The organism is Tahibacter sp., from assembly GCF_032229445.1.
Lineage (GTDB): Bacteria > Pseudomonadota > Gammaproteobacteria > Xanthomonadales > Rhodanobacteraceae > Tahibacter.
This window is the reverse complement of record NZ_JAVTWC010000060.1, coordinates 32,794-49,594: the sequence shown is the minus strand read 5'-3', so window position 1 is coordinate 49,594 and position 16,801 is coordinate 32,794. Positions and strand designations below refer to the sequence as shown.

The following is a 16,801-nucleotide window of genomic DNA, read 5'->3' as shown; positions in this document are numbered from 1 at the left end:
TTCAGCGCCCGGTGAACGAACCACCCGTGCTGAATGCCGAATACACGATTTCAGTAACGCGAATTGCCGCCTCACCGCTGCCACCTTGGCTGCGAGCCGTGATGCGGTACAGACGGCGCTGGGTGTTCGTCGTTCCGCCCTGCTCCTGCTCGTTCGAACCGCTCATGCGTCCCGAGCCCGCCAGGCCGCCGGTGTCGAGACCAAGATCCTCGAACATCACCCGCGGCTGCTGTGCGATCGAAGCGGTCTCCAGGGTACCCGTGAGGCCCGACAGGGCAGGTCCGTAAGGCATGGTGCCTGCGGTAACCCAGTTGCGCGACGTGCGGAAATCCTTGACCGGCAGCCGCGCCCCGTTGTGGATCGATACGCCGACCTGATCCCAGACGCAGGGTTGCGGCGCGCCGCCCAGACAGGTCGGAAACGCCATGCCACCGGCGGAAAGGTTCGCGTTGGCCGGCGCGCTCCAGACCATCGCTTCGCCGCCGCGCGCCGCACTTTCCGAGCCCATCATCGCGAGCTGGCGATTGCGCACACCACCGGTCATTCGCTCCTGCAACACCGAGTTGCCGGAAGCCGCAAGGCCGAGCAGTGTCAGCAGGATGAGAAACGTCAGCGCGACGAACAGCACCGCGCCACGCTGCCGTTGCGCACTGCGAAAGTTAGGGAAAGCAGAGAACTTGCTCATGGCATCGCCTTTCAGTTGCTGCCGTTGCGAATGGAAACCAGCGACACGAACTCACGCCGTATCATGCGTCCCGTCGGTCGACCGGTAACCGGCATGGTCGCGCCAGGCGTTACCGGCCCGGTACCGCCATCGACGCTATACCAGTACGCCATGTCCGGGCCGGACATCGCACCAAACTCGTCTACCGTGTTGAACAATCCGTGCGCCTCGATCGAGCGCAGCGAACGCCACAAACAGTCGGGCTCGCGCCACGTGTACGGGGCGACAAAGACGCGCTCGAAATCCGAAGACGGCTGCGGACAATTGACTGCGTTGCTGCTCGCACTGACCTGCGTCGCATCGAGGTAGGCCATGCCGCCGTTGCTCATCATCGCGACGCCATAGAGAAAATCCAGGCGTTCGACGCCCTGCGCCACCTCCTGCGCCACACCGTTTTCCGAGCGCATGAGCGTTGGAATCAGGCGGCCGACCGCATCCGGGTTCGCATCGGCAGCTAACTGCAGCCAATAGCTCACCGAGACGAAATCGCGCGAAAAATTGAACAGGCGCGCGTCACAGTTCGCGTCGCCTGTACCCGGCCGCAATTGAGCGGGCTGGATCAGCGAAGCCGCCGTCGGCGTGATGGTCGCGCCGGCGACGGTGGCGCGGAATATCATCGGGGAGGATCCGCTGCAGTCGGACACCAGTACGAGGTCACCCGTGACGAAGTTGGGGGTACCGTCGCCGCTGGTCGTGTCGACCGTAAACACCGCACCATAGCCGGTGGCGTTTGCGGGAACGGTATAGCTCCATCCGATGCCGCGCACGTACTTGAGGGTAAGAACATCGGTGCCGACGACACGATTCCCCAGTGCCGTTCCCGCCACCGGAAAACCATTGGCACCGGTAGGAACTGTGGGAGTACAAGTGCCGGTGCCACATTCGTAGCCACGCATGAAGTAGGCGGCGCTCAACGGATAGACCTCGGCATTCGTCCATCCGGCCAGGCGGCCCGTCTCGGTTCCCATGTCACGCACGACGAAACCGGTCGCGTTCACGAGGACCGCATTGCGCGGCAACAGCGCCGCCTGCGCACGTGGCATCCAGTTTTTTGTGCCGGCGGTCTGCCGGAACAAGGCGCCGGCCATACGCAGGTCCGCTTCCATTCGCCCCATCGCGAAACGACCGTTCTCCTGCACACGACTCAATGCCGCCTGTACGCGATTGGTCTGACTGGTCGCACTGAACAGCGCGACGATGCCCCCGCTGACCAACAGGCCCAGCACCATGGCAACCATCAACTCCAGCAGGGTCAGACCACGCTGACGACGGAACGCCTGGCTGCCTGGCATCACGGCACCGGCGGAGTATCCACGCTTGCTCATGGCTGAAATACCCAGGCAAAGGTCTGGAGGTTGGCAGGAGTATCCCTATTGAGCGACGCCTCCGACCAGGTGATCGTCACGGTGCACAGACCATTGAACGGCGCGCGATCGACGATTTCCGCGGCCGTCGGCGTCAAAGCCCCCGCGTTGAGCGCGCAACCGATCTGTGCGGTGGGCGCGGGCAGCAACTGGCTCAATGAATTGCTCCAGACGACGCTGTCGCGAGTGACGATCTGCCCGATCGTACACGGCGAGGCGGCCGTGCAGCCCGGTACCGTACCCGTGACCGGATAAGCCAGGTTGTAGCTGTCGGCCCACAGCGCTGGCATGTTCAGGCGCATCCGGTCAGCCATTCCTTGAGCGAGGAAACCGGCCTGGCTGCGCAGATAGGCACTGTGGTTCGTGCGTACCGACAACATCAGCAGGCCTGCCATGCCCAGAATGCCCACGCTGAAGATGACGAGTGCAATCATCACCTCGAGCAGCGAAAAACCGCTGTATCTCTGCTTCGTCATGATCAGGATCCCGCCGGACATGCGGTTGCGGTGGAGCCGGTTGTGTTCTTGTGCGAAGACGCACTGCCGCTGGCGCGAACCCGGATGCGACGCGACTTTGTCGCGTCGCCGGAAGGGAAGCAGACGTTGATGTCGAAGCCGGCGTTGGTCAGTGCTCCATTAATGGCGAACACTACTTGACTGTCGGCACCGACTCCGCCGGTGCTGCGGGCATATACGTGGTATTGCGACGCGAGCGGCGGCGACGTCGAGATGATGTCGTCCGCGCCGGCAAACGTGCCATTCCGATCGGTATCCGCAATGACCTGCCAGCCGGTTGACCAGTCGGCACCACCACTGACTGAGATGACTGCGACCTGCAGACCACGCCGTACCGCTTCAGAGCGCGCCGCAGCGAGCGACGTGACCAGGTCGTTCGCCTGATTCGATACCGCCGTGTTCCGGATGACGTCGCGAAACATGGGCGTGGCGAGCCCAAGCGCGATGGCGAGCACGAGCATGGCCACGAACAGTTCGATGATGGTGAAACCACGCTCGGCCTTCAGCCCGCGAAGACGTCGGTCGCGCCTATAGAGAAATGCCATAAGTCCCTCTGCGAAGACGAAATAGCGCAGGGCTATCCGAGGCTGGAAGCTATGCGTGCCCCGGGAGTCAGGCAAGGCTGAGCGCTGCGCGAGGTAGGAAATGTCGGATGAGCGGAACAGGGTGGCGCGGAAGCGGCGCTGCGACCTGCAATCTGGCCCGGCGCCTGCGCAGCGCGCGCAACAGCCGCCCGGCTGCGCAAGGGCGGCGGCGGCGAGGCACGGGGCCGCGACAGGCGTCAGGGCAGCAGCTGGATGCGCAGCTCGCGCGGCAGCGCGAAGGTGATCGTCTCGATGGCACCGCTGAGCTCGCGTACCTGCCCGCCACCGAACGACTGGACGCGCGCGATCACGTCCTTGACCAGGGTCTCCGGCGCCGATGCGCCGGCAGTCACACCGACGCGTGCGCGCCCGTGTAGCCATTCGTCCTGTATATCGTCCGCGCCGTCGATCAGATAGGCCGGCACGCCCTGCTTTTCCGCGAGTTCGCGCAGGCGGTTGGAGTTCGAGCTGTTGATCGATCCGACGACCAGCACGAGATCGCATTGCTGGCCAAGATCGCGCACCGCGTCCTGGCGATTCTGCGTCGCGTAGCAGATGTCATCGTGGCGCGGTCCAAGCACCTTCGGAAAGTGCCGGCGCAGCGCGTCGATGACCGCCTTGGTATCGTCGACAGACAACGTAGTCTGGGTCACGTAGGCGATATGTTCCGGATTGCGCGGCCGCAGGCGCGCCACGTCCTCGGGCGTCTCGACGAGGTAGATTTCGCCGAGCGCGCCGGACTTCATCCACTGGCCCAGCGTGCCTTCGACTTCCGGGTGCCCGGCGTGGCCGATCAGCACGACGTCGCGGCCAGCCTTGCAGTGGCTGGATACCTCGATGTGCACCTTGGTGACCAGGGGACAGGTCGCGTCGAACACGCGCAGGCCGCGCTCGTCGGCTTCGGCGCGCACGGCTTTCGAAACGCCGTGTGCGCTGAAGATCACGGTCGCGTCATCGGGCACCTCGACGAGTTCGTCGACGAAGATGGCGCCGCGTGCACGCAGCCCCTCGACGACGAAGCGGTTGTGCACGACCTCGTGGCGCACGTAGATCGGCGCACCGAAGACCTCGAGCGCGCGTTCGACGATCTCGATGGCACGGTCGACGCCGGCGCAGAAACCGCGTGGATTGGCTAGCAGAACTTCCATGGCATTGAACGGAGCCGATACGGCGTGAGCGCCGATTACCGCCCCAGACCCTCCTCTTTCGCACTGCGCAGGCTGGCCAGGGCCAGAAGCACCGCACCGACCGAGATGGCCGAGTCGGCAACGTTGAACGCCGGAAACGTCCAGTCGCCGTGATAGACCTGGATGAAGTCGACGACATGACCGAAGCGCAGGCGATCGATCAGGTTGCCGATCGCTCCGCCGACCACGAGCGACAGCGGCAGGGCCGTCAACCAGTCGCGCCGCGGCGTGCGCGCAAGCCACACGGTCAGCACCAGACTGATCAGCACGGCCAGCGCACTGAACCCCCAGCGCTGCCAGCCACCCGCGTCAGCCAGGAAACTGAAGGCCGCGCCGGTGTTGAACGCGAGCATCCAGTTCAGGAAACCCGGCACAACCGGAATCGGCACGCCTTCCTGCAGATGTCCCAGCACGACATGCTTGGTCCACTGGTCCAGCACGATGAGTATCGCGGACAGGACCAGCCAGACCAGCGCATTGGCCCGCCGGGAGACGCGCGTAGCGAGCGCGGCCATCAGAAATAGCGCCGCTGTTCGCCGCTGCCGTCGACATTGTCGACGCAGCGCGCGCACAGTTCCGGATGCGCCGCGTGGCTGCCCACGTCTGTGCGGTAGTGCCAGCAGCGCACGCATTTCGTCGCGCTGCTGGCCTTGGCCACGATCCAGACTTCGTGCGTAGCCAGATCGGCCCTGGCGGCAAGCGACGTCGGCTGGGCGTCGTCGTCGACGAAGGACTCGAAACCGAGCTTCGCGGCGACCTGGTCATAGACCGGCCGGTCACGCAGCGCGGCCAGTTCGAGCTGCGAGGTGATGAAACCGAAACGCAGTTCGTCGGCGACCTCGGCGAACCGTTCGCGCTCGTCCGCATCGACGTACAGCGTGACCTCGGCCTCGAGCGAGGCGCCGATCACGCCGAGCACGCGCATGCCTTCGAGCACCTTGGACGTCGCCGAACGGATGGCGAGCAGGTCGCTCCACCATTGCCGCTGCTGCGGCGACGCCTGGGTCGCAGCAAGGCCGTCGTAGAACGTCGCGAAGAACACCGACTCATCGCGTGCACCGGGCATCGCCGCCCAGATTTCCTCGGCCGTGAACGTGAGGACCGGAGCCAGCCAACGCACCAGCGCCTCAAGGATGCGATACATCGCGCTCTGCGCCGAGCGCCGGCCATGGCTGGCCGTCGGCATCGTGTAGAGGCGGTCCTTGGTGATGTCGAGGTACAGCGCGCCCATCTCGTTGGTGCAGAAGTTCTGCACGCGCTGAACGATTTCCGGGAAGTCATAGCGCTCGTAGGCGGCCATGATGGCCTGCTGCGTGTCAAACGCCTGCTGCACCGCCCACTGGTCGAGCAGCAGCGAATCCTCGACCGCCACCAGGTGCTGCGCCGGATCGAAGCCATGCAGGTTGCCGAGCAGGAAGCGGGCTGTGTTGCGGATGCGCCGGTAAGCATCGGCGACGCGCTTGAGGATCTCGTTCGACATCGACATTTCGTTGCGATAATCGGTCGAGGCCACCCACAGGCGCAGGATGTCGGCGCCGTAGTTCTTCATCACGTCCTGCGGCTCGACACCGTTGCCGAGCGACTTGGACATCTTGCGGCCGTTCTCGTCCACGGTGAAGCCGTGGGTCAGCACCTCGTTGTACGGCGCATGGCGATACATCGCCGTCGCAGTCAGCAGCGAGGAGTGGAACCAGCCGCGGTGCTGGTCCGAGCCTTCCAGGTACATGACCTTGTCGTCGGGGCCGTCGGTGCGCAACTCCGGCCGCTCGGCGAGCACGCCGCGATGGGTCACGCCCGAGTCGAACCAGACATCGAGCACATCGGTGACCTTCTCGTACTGCGCAGCTTCCTCGCCGATCAGGTCGGACACTTCGAGCGCGTACCAGGCGTCGATGCCGCCCTGTTCCATGTGCCGCGCGATAGTTTCGAACAATTCCACACTGCGCGGATGCGGCAATTGCGTGGCCTTGTCGACGAGCAGCGTGATCGGCACGCCCCAGGTGCGCTGGCGCGAGATGCACCAGTCCGGACGACCGGCGATCATGCTCGTGATGCGTTCCTCGCCCCAGCCCGGGATCCAGCGCACGCGCTTGATCGCCGCGAGCGCGTCGGCGCGCAGGCCGGCCTTTTCCATGCTGATGAACCACTGCGGCGTGGCGCGGAATGCGACTGGCGTCTTGTGGCGCCAGCAGTGCGGATAGCTGTGCTGGATCTTGGCTGATGCGAGCAGCTTGCCGCGCTCGGCAAGGAGTTCGACGATGGAGTCGTTGGCCTTCCAGATGTACTGCCCTTCGACCAGCGGAGTGCCCGGCAGGTAGACGCCGTTGCCGCCGACCGGGTTCAACTCGGCCGGCGTATACTTGTCGATCAATCCATATTTCTGGCCGACCGCGAAGTCTTCCACGCCATGACCCGGCGCAGTGTGCACGGCGCCAGTACCGTCGTCGGCGGAGACGTGGTCGCCGACCAGCACCGGCACCTGGCGATCGTAGAACGGATGCTGCAACAACTGGTTCTCGATCTCCGTGCCGCGCACCGCACGGCCGTGGGTGAGCGTAATACCATCGACCGCGCTGCCGTAGCGCGCCGCGCAGCGATCGGCCAGCGCCGCCGCGACGACGAGCAGCAGGCGTTTGCCCTCGCGCGCCGGCCCTTCGATCAGGCAGTAGTCGAGTTCCGGTCCCAGCGTGACGGCGACGCTCGCTGGCAGAGTCCACGGCGTCGTCGTCCAGATCGGCACTGCGACGATCACTGAGTCAAACTGCTGCCACAGGGCTGCGTCGGCGCTGCGCGGCCCGATGAACGCGCCAAGCACGGCATCCTTGTCGACGACGTCATACGCCACATCGATCGCCGGCGAGGTCTTGTCGGCGTATTCAATCTCCGCCTCGGCCAGCGCCGAGCCGCAGTCGAAGCACCAGTGCACCGGCTTGAAGCCGCGCGTGACGTGGCCGTTCGAATAGATCGTCGCGAGTGCGCGCACCATGTCGGCTTCGAACTTCGCATCCATCGTGCGATACGGGTTGTCCCAGTCGCCGAACACGCCGAGACGCTTGAAGTCCGTACGCTGCAGGTCGATCTGCTGGCTCGCGTATTCACGGCATTTCTGGCGGAAGGTGACCGCATCGACCTTCTGGCCGACCTTGCCGATCTTCTTTTCGACCGCGATCTCGATCGGCAGTCCGTGGCAGTCCCAGCCCGGTACGTAGGGCGAGCGGTAGCCCGCCATCAGCTTGGACTTGACCACCGTGTCCTTGAGGATCTTGTTCAGCGCGTGGCCGAGATGGATCACGCCGTTCGCGTACGGCGGACCGTCGTGCAGCACGAAGGTGCGCTCGCGACCGGAGGTCTTCTGCTGGATCTGGTGATAGCGCTGCCTGGCTTCCCACTCGGCCAGCATGGCCGGCTCGCGCTTGGCCAGGTCCGCCTTCATCGCGAAGGTCGTCTCGGGCAGGTTGATGGTGTGCTTGTAGTCGGTCGTCACGGTTCAGGCTCCGGCGTCCGCGATGGCGGTTGCGCCCAGGATGCGCCGCGCGCTGGCGGCGTCAGAGTCGATCTGCCGGACCATGCTGGTCAGGTCCGGGAATTTTTCCTCGTCACGCAGTTTTGCAACAAATTCCACTTCGATACGCTGGCCGTAGAGATCGCCGTCGAAATCGAACAGGTGCGCCTCAAGCAGCGGCTCCTTGCCGGCAACGGTCGGTCGCACGCCGAGGCTCGCGACCGACGGATGCGAGACGAGCCCGGCACCGCTCACGCGCACGGCGAAAATGCCCTGCAGCGGGGCGAGCCGGCGGCCGAGGCGGATATTGGCCGTCGGATAGCCGAGCTGGCGGCCGAGCTGGCGCCCGTGCACGACCTTGCCGCCGATGGCGAACGCACGACCCAGCAAGGCCGCCGCCGCGTCGAAGCGGCTGTGCGCGAGCAAGTCGCGAATCGCCGAACTCGACACCCGCTCGCCCTGCGCCGCAAACGGCGACAGTTCCCGCGCCACGAAGCCGTGGTCGGCACCGAGACGCTGCAACGCGAGCACATCACCACGCCGCGAATGGCCGAAGCGAAAACCCTGCCCCACGAGCACTTCGCGTGCCGCGAGCCGGTCAACCAGGACCTGCTTCACGAAATCCTCGGCGCTCATCGCCGCAAGCGCCGCGTTGAATCGCAGCAACAACAAATGGCTGACGCCGGCATCGAAAATCTGCTCGACCTTGTCGCGCGCCGATGACAGGCGCGCCAGACTGCCACGCGCGAAAAATTCGCGCGGCACCGGCTCGAAACTGATGGCGGCCGGCTCCAGATTCAACTCGGCGGCGCGGAGGCAGACATGGTCGAGCACATAGCGATGACCGCGATGCACGCCGTCGAATGCGCCGATACAGACCACGCTGCCGCGCGGCGCGAGCACGGGGCCGGCGACGTCACGGGACAACGTATGCATTGGCCGGAGTATAGCGACTGGCAACGGACGATGGATCACGGGCATTCCGTCAATGCGCACGCAGTTCGCGCAGACGGAAGCCCTGCGCGAACAGGGCCAGCAGGTAGGCGCCGGCACCAAGGATCACCAGCACGCCCAGCTGGACGATGCGCTGCCAGGTCGGGATCTGCGTCCAACCCTCGGCGAAACGCAGCCCGAGCAGCAGCACCGCAGCCATCGCCGCGCAGGCCAGGCCAACACGCCAGAGGTGCCTCGCCCAGCCCGCCTGGCGCTGGAACACGCCGCTGCGCGCGAGCGCCAGCCACAGCTGGGCCAAGTTGAGATAACCGGCCAGCGCGCTCGCCAGCGCCAGCGCAACATGCAGCCCCGGCACGCGGGAGAGCGCGGCGACCCAGCCGCCGTCGAGGTCTGCCGGCCGGTGCCACAGCGCGAACAGCGCCGCGACGAAAATCAGATTCATCAGCATGTTCGCCACCATCGCGACCACGCCGGCACGCACCGGGGTGCGTGTGTCGCCGCGCGCATAGAATGCCGGCGCGACCACCTTGACCAGGACGAAGGCCGGCAGGCCGAAGCTCAGCGCCGACAGGCTGAGGCTGGCCATGTCCACATCATGCGGCGTGAACTTGCCATGGAAGAACAGGGTGGCGACCAGCGGCTCGGCCAGCAGCACCAGACCGAGCATGGCCGGCAGCGCGATCAGCAAGGCGGTGCGCAGCCCCCAGTCGAGCGCGCGCGCGAACGCCGCGGCGTCGGTGCTGACATGGTGGCGTGACAGGCTCGGCAGGATCACGGTGCCCAGCGCGACGCCGAACAGGCCAAGCGGGAATTCGAGCAGCCGGTCGCTCTGTCCCAACCAGGTCTGCGATCCGGTGATCAGGTAGGACGCGATGACAGTATCCAGCAGCAGGTTGATCTGGGCGACCGAGGAGCCGAACAGGGTCGGCAGCATGACCTGGCGGATACGCTTGACCTGCGGATGGCTCCAGCCCCAGCGTGGCCACGCCAGCATGTTGAGCCGGCGCAGGGCCGGTAGCAGGAACAGCAACTGCAGCAGGCCAGCCACGAAGATCGCCCAGCCCACCGCCATGATGGGGGCGTCGAAATGCGGCGCGAGCCAGAGCGCACCGGCGATCCAGCACAGATTGAGGATCACCGGCGTCAGCGCCGGCAGCGCGAAACGGTTGAACGCATTGAGCACGGCGCCCGCCAGTGCAGTCAGCGACACGAACAGCAGGAACGGAAACGTCACGCGCAGGAGATCCGTGGTCAGTGCGAACTTCTCCGGTTCGTCGACCGCGCCGGAGGCGAACAGGCGCACGACCCAGTCGGCGCCGAGCACGCCGATCGCGGTCACGACGAGCAGGATCGCGCCCAGCGTGCCGGCTGCGCGCGCGATCAGTTCGCGCAATGCCTCGGGGGACTGCTTCTCCTTGACCTCGGTCAGCACCGGCACGAAGGCCAGCGAGAACGAACCCTCGGCGAACAGCCGGCGCAGGAAATTCGGAATACGGAACGCAACGTTGAACGCGTCGGTTACCATGCCGGCACCGAACGCTGCCGACATGGCCACTTCGCGCGCCAGTCCGAGCAGGCGCGAGATGAAGGTCATGCCGCTGAAGGACATGAGGGAACGCAGCAGACTCGGGGCTTTCACACGCAGGACTCCATCCTCCGCCGGCCGCCCCGCTGCGGCGGGGCCAGGGCTGCGGGCACAAGCGTTCTATTCTAGGGAAGTTCGAACCAACGTTTGCACCGCCGTTTTCGCATCGCACCCGACCACCACAACTCCGCCAGACTTCCGCTTGACGGGCGCCTGGCCGCCCCCTGACTCAAAAGGGCTTCAACGGCAAGAGATCGAATCCCGTCTTGTCGGGCATTTCGCCGATGCGGGGATTCGGGGTTTTCGGTCCAGCAACCCGAAATCGGCACCACATACGCCCGGCGCCCAGCACCGCGGGCACCTCCTTCCCGATCGCGCGGTTGACGTGGCCGGACATCGTCCTTAAACTCGCGCGTCTTTTTCCAAAGCCGTGCGTCTGGAGTCTTACCTTGGCCAATATCAAATCCGCAAAGAAGCGTGCGAAGCAGTCTGAAGTGCGCCGTCAGCGCAACGTCAGTGCCCGCTCCATGCTGCGCACGGCAATCAAGAAGGTCGTAAAGGCCATCGAATCGAAGGACAAGGCTGGCGCCGAAGCCGCTTACAAGGTCGCCGAGCCCATCATGGATCGCTACGGCAGCCGTGGCCTGATCCACAAGAACAAAGCCAACCGTCACAAGAGCCGCCTGACCAACCATATCAAGGCACTTGCCTGATCCACGTTGGACAAGCTGCAACGAAAAGCCGGCGCAAGCCGGCTTTTTTTGTGACTGGAATCAGGCGATTGAGCTAAGCAATGAGTTTAGAGAAGTGAGAAACGAGTAGGTGTCGAACGCCGGACTCACTCATTTCTCACTCCTTCACCCTCGTTACTGTGCTTCGCGCTCTTCCCGCTCCACCCGCTTGGCCTCGTCGAAGAACTTCTGCGCTTCCAGGCAGATCGGCCAGGTGCCTTCGCGGCCAATGGCCGACACGAGGAACCACGGCGCTTTCCACTTCAGCCGCTTGACGATGTCCTTGGCGGCCTTGAGCCGGTCTTCCTCGGGCAGCAGGTCGGCCTTGTTCAGCACGAGCCAGCGCGGGCGCTTGAGCAAGCCCGGATCGAACTGCTTGAGTTCGGCCTCGATCGCCTTGACCTGCGCGACCGGGTCGGTCTCGCCATCGAGCGGCGCCATATCGACCAGATGCAGCAACAGGCTGGTACGCGCGACGTGCTTGAGGAACTGGATGCCCAGGCCCGCGCCATCGGCCGCGCCTTCGATCAGCCCCGGGATGTCAGCCACCACGAAGCTCTGGTCCGTATCGATGCGCACCACGCCGAGGTTCGGATGCAGCGTCGTGAACGGGTAGTCCGCCACGCGCGGCGTTGCCGCCGACACTGCGCGGATGAACGTGGACTTGCCCGCATTCGGAAAACCCAGCAGACCGACGTCCGCGAGCAGCTTCAGCTCCAGGCGCAGCTCGCGCGAGTCGCCGGGAAACCCCGACGTCGCCTTGCGCGGCGCGCGATTGGTCGAACTCTTGAAGTGGATATTGCCCAGGCCGCCGTCACCGCCCTGGGCGACCTTGAGGCGCTGGCCGTGCTCAGTCAGGTCGCCAATGGTCTCGTTGGTATCGATATTGATGATCACGGTGCCGACCGGTACGCGGATGATCAGCTCTTCGCCGGCCTTCCCGTGCATCTGCCGGCTCATGCCGTTTTCACCGCGACCGGCGCGGTAGACGCGCTGGTGGCGGAAATCGATCAGGGTGTTGAGGTTTTCGTCGGCGACGAGGAACACACTGCCGCCGGCACCGCCGTCGCCGCCGTCGGGTCCGCCGAACGGAATGAATTTCTCGCGCCGGAAACTGGCGCAGCCATTGCCGCCGTTGCCGGCGTGGACATGGATTTCAGCTTCGTCGACGAATTTCATAGGGATTCAAGAGTGCCCATCGAAAGGCATAAGGTAGCGCACGCCCGAGCTGCTGACGCGCGAAGGAAAACAGGGGCCACGGCAAGGCAGGGGCCGCGTTCAGGCAGCCGGCGCGGACGTCGCCGCCGGACCTACAAAACAAAAGCCCCGCCAGAGCGGGGCTTCTGCGTCATCGTGTGCTGCGCGGATCAGGCCGGAACGACGCTGATCGTGCGACGGCTCTTCGGACCCTTGACCGCGAACTCCACCTTGCCGTCGATCAGCGCAAAGATGGTGTGGTCGCGACCCAGGCCGACGCCGGTACCCGGATGGAACTGGGTGCCGCGCTGGCGAATGATGATGTTGCCGGCATTGATGGCTTCGCCACCATAGACCTTGACGCCGAGATACTTCGGATTCGAATCGCGGCCGTTACGACTTGAGCCTACGCCCTTCTTTGATGCCATGACTGCTGCTCCTCAGATTCAACCGGCGGTAATGCCGGTGATCTCGACTTCGGTGAAATGCTGACGGTGGCCGGTTTCCTTGCGGAAATGCTTGCGGCGGCGGAATTTGACGATGCGGATCTTGTCGGCGCGGCCGTGCTTTTTCACGGTAGCGGTGACCGACGCGCCGCCGAGCAGCGGGCCGCCGATATTGATCGAATCGCCTTCGCCGACCAGCAAGACCTGGTCGAAGGTAAAGGTGGAGTCGACGTCGGCCTTGAGCAGCTCGACGCGGATGGTCTCACCCTTCATCACGCGGTATTGCTTACCGCCAGTGACGATGACTGCGTACATGGGAATTCCTCTGTAGTTATTCTGCTGTTGCCAGGCCTGGACGAAAGCCTGTCCCTTTTTGGGGCGCGCGAGGATAACGGCTTTGGCGATTCTGGTCAATTCGTAAGCAGGTAAGACGGTGGGCCAGACCTCGCGATGCGCCGCCATCTGCGATCATGAATCACTCCAGCGTAGCGACCTTTCGCAACCGCCGCGTCAAATCAGGGCGGAATCGGTCCGCATTCAGTTTTATAGGTTCGTTCTTGCCCTGATTGGATTCCCGTCGTGCCGCCCTCACCTGTCACGCGCCGCCGACCCGTCGCGGCGCAAACTACTTCGCTGACCCCCATGCCCAATCCCCACATGGACACGATCCGCATCCGCGGCGCGCGCACCCACAATCTCAAGAACATCGATGTCGACCTGCCGCGCGACAGCCTGATCGTGATCACCGGGCTGTCGGGTTCGGGCAAGTCGTCGCTCGCGTTCGACACCATCTATGCTGAAGGCCAGCGCCGCTACGTCGAGTCGCTGTCGGCCTATGCACGCCAGTTTCTGTCGGTGATGGAAAAGCCTGACGTCGATCACATCGAAGGCCTGTCGCCGGCGATTTCTATCGAACAGAAGTCGACTTCGCACAACCCGCGCTCGACCGTCGGCACCATCACCGAGATCTACGACTACCTGCGCCTGCTGTTCGCCCGCGTGGGCACGCCGCGCTGTCCCGACCATGGCATTCCGCTCGAAGCGCAGACCGTCAGCCAGATGGTCGACGCCACCCTGGCCCTGAAGCCGGAACACCGCTACATGCTGCTCGCCCCCGTTGTGCGCGAGCGCAAAGGCGAGCATGTGCAAGTATTCGAGCAGCTGCGTGCGCAAGGTTTCGTGCGCGCCCGCGTCAACGGCACCGTCTACGAGCTCGATGCGGTGCCCGCGCTGGCCCTGCGCCAGAAACACACGATCGAAGTCGTGGTCGACCGCTTCCGGCCCAAGGCCGATCTCAAGCAGCGGCTGGCCGAATCCTTCGAGACCGCGCTGCGCCTCGGTGACGGTCTCGTGCTGGTCGCCGACCTCGATGCGACCGACACGCCGGAAACGCTGTACTCGTCGCGCTTTTCGTGCCCCATCTGCGACTACTCGCTGCCGGAACTGGAACCGCGCCTGTTCTCGTTCAATTCGCCGCTCGGCGCGTGCCCGGGCTGCGACGGCCTCGGTGTCAGCCAATTCTTCGATCCGGGCCGCATCGTCGTGCATCCCGAGCACAGCCTGGCCGCCGGCGCGGTGCGCGGCTGGGACCGACGCAATGCGTACTATTTCCAATTAATACTTTCGCTGGCCAAGCACTACGGCTTCGACATCGACACGCCCTGGGAAAAGCTGTCCAAGGCGAACCAGAACGCCGTGCTCTACGGTTCCGGCGAGGACGTCGTCACTTTCCGCTATCTCACCGATGCCGGCGGAAACGTCACGCGTAAGCACCGCTTCGAAGGCATCGTCAACAACCTCGAGCGTCGCTATAAGGAAACCGAGTCGCCTGCCGTGCGCGAGGAACTGGCCAAGTTCATCAGCGGCCGCCCCTGCCCCGACTGCAGCGGCCAGCGCCTGAACCGCTCCGCGCGCAACGTCTTCGTCGCCGAGAGCAACCTGTCGGCGTTGACCGCGCTCCCGATCGACCAGTCGCTCGATTTCTTCCAGAAGCTCGCCCTGGCCGGCTGGCGCGGCGAGATCGCGACCAAGATCGTCAAGGAAATCCGCGAACGCCTGCGCTTCCTCGTCGACGTGGGCCTGGACTACCTCACGCTGGACCGCCAGGCTGATTCCCTGTCCGGCGGCGAAGCGCAGCGTATTCGCCTGGCCAGCCAGATCGGCGCCGGCCTCGTCGGCGTCATGTACGTGCTCGACGAACCCTCGATCGGCCTGCACCAGCGCGACAACGAGCGCCTCCTCGGTACGCTGACGCGCCTGCGCGATCTCGGCAACACGGTCATCGTGGTCGAACACGACGAAGACGCGATCCGCCTAGCCGACTACATACTCGACATCGGCCCCGGTGCCGGCGTGCACGGCGGCGAGATCGTGGCCCAGGGCTCGCTCAAGGACGTACTCAAGAGCCCGCGCTCGGTGACCGGCCAGTATCTGTCGGGCAAGCGCCGCATCGCCATTCCGAAGCAGCGGCGCAAGCCGGATCCCAAGCGCATGCTGCGAATCACCGGAGCCAGTGGCAACAATCTGAAAAATGTCGATCTGGAAATCCCGGCCGGCCTGTTCACCTGCATCACCGGCGTATCCGGTTCGGGCAAGTCGACACTGATCAACGACACGCTGTACCGACTGACCGCGGCCGAACTCAACGGGGCCGGCGAGAAACCTGCCGCCTACAAGAAGGTGCAGGGCCTGGACCTGTTCGACAAGGTCGTCGACATCGACCAGTCGCCGATCGGCCGCACGCCGCGCTCGAACCCGGCGACGTATACCGGCCTGTTCACGCCGCTGCGGGAACTGTTCGCGCAGGTGCCGGAATCGCGCGCGCGCGGCTACGGCGCCGGCCGCTTCAGCTTCAACGTCAAGGGCGGCCGCTGCGAAGCCTGCGAGGGCGATGGCCTGATCAAGGTCGAGATGCACTTCCTGCCCGACGTCTACGTGCCCTGCGACCTGTGCCACGGCAAGCGCTACAACCGCGAGACGCTCGACATCACCTACAAGGGCTACAACATCTCCGACGTGCTGCAGATGACGGTCGAGGACGCGCACAAGCTGTTCGAGCCCGTGCCGACGCTGGCGCGCAAGCTCGAGACGCTGATGCACGTGGGCCTGAGCTACATCAAGCTCGGCCAGAGCGCGACCACGCTCTCGGGCGGCGAGGCGCAGCGCGTCAAGCTCTCGCGCGAACTGTCCAAGCGCGACACCGGACGCACGCTGTATATCCTGGACGAGCCCACCACCGGCCTGCACTTCCACGACATCGAGCAACTGCTGCAGGTGCTGCAGCGCCTGTCCGAAGACGGCAATACCGTCGTCGTGATCGAGCACAACCTCGACGTGATCAAGACCGCCGACTGGGTCATCGATCTCGGCCCCGAAGGCGGCCACCGTGGCGGCGAGATCATCGCCAGCGGCACGCCCGAGCAGATCGCCGCCGACAAGCGCTCGCATACCGGCCGATTCCTCGCGCGCCTGCTCGCCGGCAACGGCAAGAAGAAGCAAGCGGCATGACCGCGTCGGATCGGGCCCCGGCCGCAGCGGATGCATCCGCCGCGGCACTCAAGCAGCTCGCACGTGTGCCAATCCGCGTGCGCTGGCGCGATCTCGACGCCTTCAATCATGTCAACAACGCGAGCTTCCTGACTTTTCTCGAGGAAGCGCGCCTGGTCTGGCTCAGCGGCATCGACGGCGAGTGGACCGGCGAGGCGTTCATGCCCGTGCTCGCGGCGACGCAATTGAACTACCGCCGCCAGCTCGGCTGGCCGGGCGAAGTCATGGTCGAGCTGTCGGTGCAGCGCATCGGCAACAGCTCGCTGACGATCGCGCATCGGATCGTCTCGGCCGACGACGCGGACCTGCTCTACGGTGACGGCAGCGTCGTGGTGGTCTGGGCCGATCCCGCCAGCGGCGCGTCAGTCGCGCTGCCCGCCGCCGTGCGCCGCGCCTGCGAGCAACCCGTCTAGCGAACGCCGGCAGCGCTGACGCCACGCCGCGGCTCGGGCAGAATCGGCGAACC

15 protein-coding genes are annotated in these 16,801 nt (G+C 65.0%); 3 read left to right on the top strand and 12 right to left on the bottom strand.

What is annotated here, in order from left to right; all coding sequences use genetic code 11:
* Window position 1 precedes the first annotated feature (1 nt).
* The 9 genes from RUU78_RS11955 to murJ form a co-directional block, all read right to left on the bottom strand.
* Window positions 2-685, bottom strand: coding sequence for a PilX N-terminal domain-containing pilus assembly protein (locus RUU78_RS11955; RefSeq protein ID WP_313916864.1), 684 nt, complete (start codon window positions 683-685; stop codon window positions 2-4).
* A gap of 11 nt (window positions 686-696) precedes the next feature.
* Complete coding sequence (locus RUU78_RS11950; protein ID WP_313916863.1) at window positions 697-2,049, bottom strand: prepilin-type N-terminal cleavage/methylation domain-containing protein; 1,353 nt, start codon at window positions 2,047-2,049, stop codon at window positions 697-699.
* Window positions 2,046-2,564 (bottom strand): type IV pilus modification protein PilV, encoded by a 519-nt coding sequence (pilV, locus tag RUU78_RS11945; protein ID WP_313916861.1) that lies wholly within the window; start codon window positions 2,562-2,564, stop codon window positions 2,046-2,048. The genes RUU78_RS11950 and pilV overlap by 4 nt, the downstream gene beginning before the upstream one ends.
* 2 nt (window positions 2,565-2,566) lie before the next feature.
* Complete coding sequence (locus RUU78_RS11940) at window positions 2,567-3,148, bottom strand: GspH/FimT family pseudopilin (RefSeq protein ID WP_313916859.1); 582 nt, start codon at window positions 3,146-3,148, stop codon at window positions 2,567-2,569.
* Window positions 3,149-3,384: 236 nt separating this feature from the next.
* On the bottom strand, window positions 3,385-4,335 hold the full coding sequence (gene ispH / locus RUU78_RS11935) for a 4-hydroxy-3-methylbut-2-enyl diphosphate reductase (RefSeq protein ID WP_313916857.1): 951 nt from the start codon (window positions 4,333-4,335) through the stop codon (window positions 3,385-3,387).
* Between the two features lie 35 nt (window positions 4,336-4,370).
* Window positions 4,371-4,889 (bottom strand): signal peptidase II, encoded by a 519-nt coding sequence (gene lspA, locus RUU78_RS11930; protein WP_313916856.1) that lies wholly within the window; start codon window positions 4,887-4,889, stop codon window positions 4,371-4,373.
* On the bottom strand, window positions 4,889-7,858 hold the full coding sequence (ileS, locus tag RUU78_RS11925) for an isoleucine--tRNA ligase (RefSeq protein WP_313916854.1): 2,970 nt from the start codon (window positions 7,856-7,858) through the stop codon (window positions 4,889-4,891). Before ileS ends, lspA begins: the two co-directional genes overlap by 1 nt.
* 3 nt (window positions 7,859-7,861) lie before the next feature.
* Window positions 7,862-8,812 carry a bifunctional riboflavin kinase/FAD synthetase gene (locus RUU78_RS11920; protein ID WP_313916852.1) on the bottom strand — a complete coding sequence of 317 codons (951 nt, stop codon included), beginning with the start codon at window positions 8,810-8,812 and terminating at the stop codon, window positions 7,862-7,864.
* Window positions 8,813-8,861: 49 nt separating this feature from the next.
* Window positions 8,862-10,469, bottom strand: coding sequence for a murein biosynthesis integral membrane protein MurJ (gene murJ / locus RUU78_RS11915; protein WP_313916850.1), 1,608 nt, complete (start codon window positions 10,467-10,469; stop codon window positions 8,862-8,864).
* Between the two features lie 395 nt (window positions 10,470-10,864).
* On the opposite strand from murJ, the gene rpsT reads away from it, so the two are divergent.
* The gene (gene rpsT, locus RUU78_RS11910; RefSeq protein ID WP_313916848.1) at window positions 10,865-11,128 is read left to right on the top strand and encodes a 30S ribosomal protein S20; all 264 of its coding nucleotides are present in this window, start codon (window positions 10,865-10,867) and stop codon (window positions 11,126-11,128) included.
* 153 nt (window positions 11,129-11,281) lie between these two features.
* On the opposite strand, the gene cgtA is transcribed toward rpsT, so the two are convergent.
* From cgtA to rplU, 3 genes are all read right to left on the bottom strand, one after another.
* On the bottom strand, window positions 11,282-12,325 hold the full coding sequence (gene cgtA, locus RUU78_RS11905) for an Obg family GTPase CgtA (protein WP_313916846.1): 1,044 nt from the start codon (window positions 12,323-12,325) through the stop codon (window positions 11,282-11,284).
* A gap of 188 nt (window positions 12,326-12,513) precedes the next feature.
* Window positions 12,514-12,771 (bottom strand): 50S ribosomal protein L27, encoded by a 258-nt coding sequence (gene rpmA, locus RUU78_RS11900; RefSeq protein ID WP_313916844.1) that lies wholly within the window; start codon window positions 12,769-12,771, stop codon window positions 12,514-12,516.
* Window positions 12,772-12,789: 18 nt separating this feature from the next.
* The gene (gene rplU, locus RUU78_RS11895) at window positions 12,790-13,104 is read right to left on the bottom strand and encodes a 50S ribosomal protein L21 (RefSeq protein WP_313916885.1); all 315 of its coding nucleotides are present in this window, start codon (window positions 13,102-13,104) and stop codon (window positions 12,790-12,792) included.
* Between the two features lie 342 nt (window positions 13,105-13,446).
* On the opposite strand from rplU, the gene uvrA reads away from it, so the two are divergent.
* Together uvrA and RUU78_RS11885 are read left to right on the top strand one after the other, a co-directional pair.
* Window positions 13,447-16,296: an excinuclease ABC subunit UvrA gene (gene uvrA / locus RUU78_RS11890; protein ID WP_313916883.1), complete on the top strand. Its 2,850-nt coding sequence runs from the start codon at window positions 13,447-13,449 to the stop codon at window positions 16,294-16,296.
* Window positions 16,293-16,748 carry a thioesterase family protein gene (locus tag RUU78_RS11885; protein WP_313916842.1) on the top strand — a complete coding sequence of 152 codons (456 nt, stop codon included), beginning with the start codon at window positions 16,293-16,295 and terminating at the stop codon, window positions 16,746-16,748. The genes uvrA and RUU78_RS11885 overlap by 4 nt, the downstream gene beginning before the upstream one ends.
* Window positions 16,749-16,801: the final 53 nt, after the last annotated feature.